Source organism: Actinacidiphila rubida, assembly GCF_900110255.1.
GTDB classification, from domain to species: Bacteria; Actinomycetota; Actinomycetes; order Streptomycetales; family Streptomycetaceae; genus Actinacidiphila; species Actinacidiphila rubida.
Genome location: NZ_FODD01000102.1, coordinates 1 through 5068 on the forward strand (window position 1 = coordinate 1; position 5068 = coordinate 5068).

The window sequence follows — 5068 nt, forward strand, 5'->3', positions numbered from 1 at the left end:
TGGACGCCCTTGTAGCCGGCGGTGCACGGGTTGCGGTCCTCCGCCCCGGTCAGCTGCCACACGATCCAGTCCGCTGCCTCGATCCAGCGGTCGGCGGCGGCGTACGCCTCCAGGTCCTCGTGGAGCACCTGAAGCGCCTTGGCGAACTGCCACTCGCTGGAGATCCGGCCGCCGTAGCGGGCCAGCCAGGGCTGCCCGGACTCCTCCGCGCGCCGCACGATCAGGTCGGCCTCCGGCTGGGCCGCGTGGTGCCGCCACAACTTCGGGTAGGCGTGCGGGCGTTCGGTGAACTCCGGCAGCTCGCACAGCGGCGTGCCGTCCCAGGTCGCCGGCAGCACGGTGCACGCGGTGAAGTCGGTGGCGAGCCCGATCACCTGCTGCGGCCGCACGCCCGCGGCCTCCAGGGCGCGCGGCACGGCGAACCGCAGCACGTCCCGCCAGTCCTGGGGTATCTGCAGCGCCCAGTCGGGCGGCAGCACGCGCCCGCCGGGCAGCGCGCGGTCCACCACGCCGTGCGTGTACTCATGCACGGCGCTGCCGAGTTCGCGGCCGTCGGTGACGTCGACGACGAGGGCGCGGCCGGACAGCGTCCCGAAGTCGACGCCGACGGTGACGGACGGTGGATCGGTCGTCATGGCTGTCTCCATGTAGGCCTCAGCCCCGCCTGCGGCCGGGACGTCGGGCAGGTGCGGATCAGATCTGCGTGGTGCTGCTGCGGACGATCAGCCGCGGTTCGATGACCACGCGCTCGTCGCCGTCAGTGGTTCCCGATTCCAGGCGGCTGACCAGCATCCGGATGCTGGCCTGGCCGACGGCGGTGAAGTCCTGCCGGACGGTGGTCAGCGGCGGGGCGAAGAACTCGGCCTCGGGAATGTCGTCGAACCCGGCGATCGCCACCTGGCCCGGTACGGACAGACCCGCCTCCCGGAACGCCCGCATGACGCCCAGCGCCATCTGGTCGTTGGCCACGAACACCGCCGAGACCTCCGGGGCACCTCGGCGGGCGGAACTCGCCGCGACGCGCCCGGCCAGCTCCTGCCCGGCCCGGTAGCCGGACAGCGGGGTCCAGTCGCCGACGAGAGGCGGCGGCACCTCGGCGCCGGCCTCCTCCAGCGCGGCGCGCCAGCCCTGGACGCGGGCCTCGGCCTCCAGCCAGTCCGACGGGCCCGCGACATGCCAGACCGTTCGGTGTCCCCCCGCCAGCAGGTGGCCGGTCACCAACCGGGCACCCAGGTCCTGATCCACGGAGACACCGGCGATCGGCAGGTTGTGGCCGCCCTCGACGGTCACCACGGGAAAGGGCAGGCGGAGTTCTGCCAGGGCCGCCACCGCGGCCCGGTGGGGCACCATCACCACGATGCCCTCCACCCCCCAGTCGCTGAGGTGGTCGATCGCCTCCTCCAGCGCCTTCGCCGTGTAGCGGCGCAAGGTCACCGCGGAGACCATGTAGCCCTCGTCCCGCGCCGCCTCCTCCAGGCCGAACAGCATGCTCGCCGGGCCGAACAGCGTGGGATTGCACGCCACCACGCCGAGCGTGAGAGTGCGCCGCGTGACCAGGGCGCGCGCGGACGAGTTCCGCCGGTACCCGAGCTGCTCGATCGCCCGCTGCACCTCCGCCCGAGTGGAGTCGCGGACGTTGGGATGGTCGCTCAGCACACGGGAGACGGTCTGGTGCGACACCCCGGCCAGCTTGGCGACGTCCGCCATGGTGGGGGCCCGGCGAGGGCCGGTGCTCTCCGCGGTCTGCGACATGGTTCTCCGATCCGTGTTGAGCGACATTGTTAGCGTTCACAGACATCTACGTCAAGGATGTTGCCGCAACTCCCGGACGGCGGACACGTACCGCACCCGACGGCAACCGGGCGGCGAAAGAAGACACACGGTCCGGCACCGCCCCACACACCCGCGGAAGCCGGTCCGGGTTCCGGGACGAATGCGGTCACGCATTCCCGGCGCGTCGGCGGACCCCGGCCGGGAGAGGGGTATTGACAGAGCCCGACGCATCATGGGATCCCTGAGGGCGCATCAGATGTCCCTGCGACGCCGGGTCGACGTCGCCGTTCCGCCGAACCGCCAACCGGCGCCGACCCGTCACGTGGACGTGGTCGCCTGGCCCGTCGCGCTCCCGGCCGCCCACCTCGTGAGCGGCCGCACCGCGCGTCCGCCCGCACGCACCGCACACCTCGCACCACTCTCGCAGCCACCGGCAACGGGCAAGCTGGACGTTCCTGGGTGTGAGCGCTAACGAGATGCCCCACATCGATCGGAACGCCCGACCGACTCCCGAGACGACGAGGAGAACATGTCGATGATCCGTTCATGGCAGTACGGCTCACCGAGGCGACCGCGCGTACCCGCTCGGACCGTGCCCGTTCCGAGGGTGCTCGCGCCGGCCCTCGCCGCCCTCCTGCTCGTCCTCGCCCTCCCGCTGGTGTCCCTGGGCACGGCCCCACCCGCCGTCGCGTTGGGCAACGGCCTCGCGCTCACGCCGCAGATGGGCTTCAACGACTGGAACGCCTACGGCTGCAACGTCTCCGAGTCCCTGATCGAATCCACCGCGCTGGCCATGCACACCGACGGAATGCAGGCCGCAGGGTACGCCTACGTCAACATCGACGACTGCTGGCTCACGCACTCCCGTGACTCCGCCGGCCGACTGGTCCCGGACTCCGCCAAGTTCCCCGACGGCATCAAGGGCACCGCGGACTACGTGCACTCCCTCGGCCTCAAACTGGGCATCTACGAGGACGCCGGCACGGCGACCTGTGCCGGGTACCCCGGCAGCCTGGGGCACGAGACGACCGATGCCCAGTCCTTCGCCTCGTGGGGAGTGGACTACCTGAAGTACGACAACTGCAACAACAACGGCGTCGCCGCGCAGAGCCGTTACACCGCGATGCGCGACGCCCTGGCCGCGACGGGACGGCCGATCCTGTTCAGCCTGTGCAACTGGGGCCAGGAGAACGTGTGGACCTGGGGTGCCGGCGTCGGGAACAGCTGGCGCACCACCGGCGACATCAGCGCCGGCTTCTCCAGCATGCTGTCCATCTTCCACAGCAACGTCGGCCTCGCCCCGTACGCCGGGCCGGGCCACTGGAACGACCCGGACATGCTGGAGGTCGGCAACGGGTCGATGTCGACCACCGAGAACCGTTCGGAGTTCAGCCTGTGGGCGGAGATGGCCGCTCCGCTGATCGCCGGCACCAACCTGGCCTCCGCCAGTTCCGCCACGCTGTCCGTCTACACCAACTCCCGCGTGATCGCCGTGGACCAGGACCCGCTGGGCAGGCAGGGGACGATGGTCTCGTCCGCGGGTGGCCTGGACGTGCTGGCGAAGCCGCTGGCAGGCGGTGACGTGTCGGTGGCCCTGTTCAACGAGACGGGGTCGACCGCCACCGTCTCCACCAGCGCGACGGCGATCGGCAAGACCGGAGCGTCGAGCTACACCCTGACCGATCTGTGGTCCGGATCGACCTCCACCACCTCGGGACCGATCAGCGCCTCGGTGCCGGCGCACGGCACGGTGATGTACCGGGTCGCGGGGGGAACGAGCGGCGGGGGAACCGGCACGACCGGCGCATTGCACGCCGTAGGCGCGGCCAAGTGCCTGGACGTCCCGAACTCGGCTACGGCGGCCGGCACGCAGGTCGACATCTGGACCTGCGGGGGCGGCACCAACCAGACATGGACGCATACCTCCTCCGGCCAGTTGTCCGTGTACGCGGGCAGTGCGCAGATGTGTCTCGACGCCTACGACAACCAGACGTCGCCGGGAACCAAGGTGGAGATCTGGGCCTGCAACGGCCAGGCCAACCAGAAGTGGCTGGTCAACGCCGACGGGACGGTCACCGGCGCCCAGTCCGGCCTGTGTCTGGACGTGACCGGGGCGTCGACCGCCAATGGCGCTCTGGCCGAACTGTGGACCTGCAACGGCCAGCCCAACCAGAAGTGGACCCTCGGTTAGGGTTCCGGTCCGGGCCCGGGGCCGGCCCTCCTTGGAGGGGTTCCGCACGCGCGTGACGCCGTCCCGTCGGCGAAGCTCGGCACCTACGACCCCACCACGGCGTGACACGGCGTCACCCGGCCGGAGTCCGGCCGGGTGACGTCCGGCGGTGGGGTCAGCTCGCACGCGATTGCCGCGGGGAGGGGGCTCTGCGCATCAGCCCGCCTGGCAGGAGACAGAAGGCCAGGTCCAGGTGCCGTTGGTCATGATGGTCACGCCGAAGGTGTTGCCGTTGCCGTTGGGCTTGGCGATCATCACCTGACTGCTGGGCCAGGTCGCGCTCGTGTTCCAGGTCGCGCTGATCTTCTCGGGGGACGGCACGTTCATCGTCACGGTCCAGTTGCTCGAACCCGTCACCGCCACGTTCAGGTTGTACCGGTCGCTCCACTGCTCACCCGCGGACAGGGAGGCGGTACAACTACCGCCTCCGCCACCGCCGGTGGTCCCACCGGTCGTACCTCCCGTGGTCCCGCCGGTGGTGCCACCGGTGGTGCCACCGCCGGAACTCCCCAGCGTGATATTGGAGTTGCCGCTGCTCTGGTAGCCCTCGGTCGCGAGGATCTGGTAGTTGTAGCTGCCCAGGTTCATGCCGTGGCCGGCCCAGGCGTCGAAGTGGTTGCCGGTGGTGATGGAACCGCCGGTGCGCTTGGACTGCCGCACGCTCCAGTACTGGTTGAACGTCGCGGTGCCGATGATCGAGGGCGCGTTGACGCGCTGCGTCTCGTAGATGTCGTACGTGCCGCCGTCGCTGGTGACGGTGCCCTTGTAGGTGCCGGTCGGCCGGTAGGTGCCGTAGTTGTCGACGATGTAGTACTCGACGAGCGGGTTGGTGGTCCACCCGTACAGCGACAGGTAGGCGTTGCCGGACGGGTTGAAGCTGCCGGAGTAGTTCACGGTCTGGCGGCCGCCGTTGCTCCAGCCCTTGCCGGCCACGAAGTTGCCGACATTGCTCCACGAGGTGCTGTAGTTGCCGCCGGAGCCCAGCGTCATCGACGACGAGCCGCCGCCGTCGGTCCAGAACGAGTAGTAGTACCCATTGTTGGTGCCGGTCTGACTCGACGTGAC

Annotated in this window: 3 protein-coding genes and 1 pseudogene; 1 reads left to right on the forward strand and 3 read right to left on the reverse strand. The window is 70.1% G+C overall.

From position 1 onward, the window contains the following. A pseudogene (locus tag BMW99_RS38840) lies at positions 1 to 635 on the reverse strand (ribulokinase); the annotation flags it as partial. A gap of 58 nt (positions 636 to 693) precedes the next feature. Continuing rightward, entirely contained in the window at positions 694 to 1752 is a 1059-nt protein-coding gene (locus BMW99_RS38845) for a LacI family DNA-binding transcriptional regulator (RefSeq protein WP_069463102.1), read from the reverse strand. Positions 1753 to 2308: 556 nt separating this feature from the next. Between BMW99_RS38845 and BMW99_RS38850 the strand changes: the two genes are divergently transcribed. Beyond that, complete coding sequence (locus BMW99_RS38850; protein ID WP_079138341.1) at positions 2309 to 3964, forward strand: glycoside hydrolase family 27 protein; 1656 nt, start codon at positions 2309 to 2311, stop codon at positions 3962 to 3964. 195 nt (positions 3965 to 4159) lie between these two features. Here BMW99_RS38850 and BMW99_RS38855 read toward each other — a convergent pair. Next, positions 4160 to 5068, reverse strand: a 909-nt coding sequence (locus tag BMW99_RS38855) for a glycoside hydrolase family 11 protein (RefSeq protein WP_075018418.1), incomplete at its 5' end; no start/stop codon positions are given.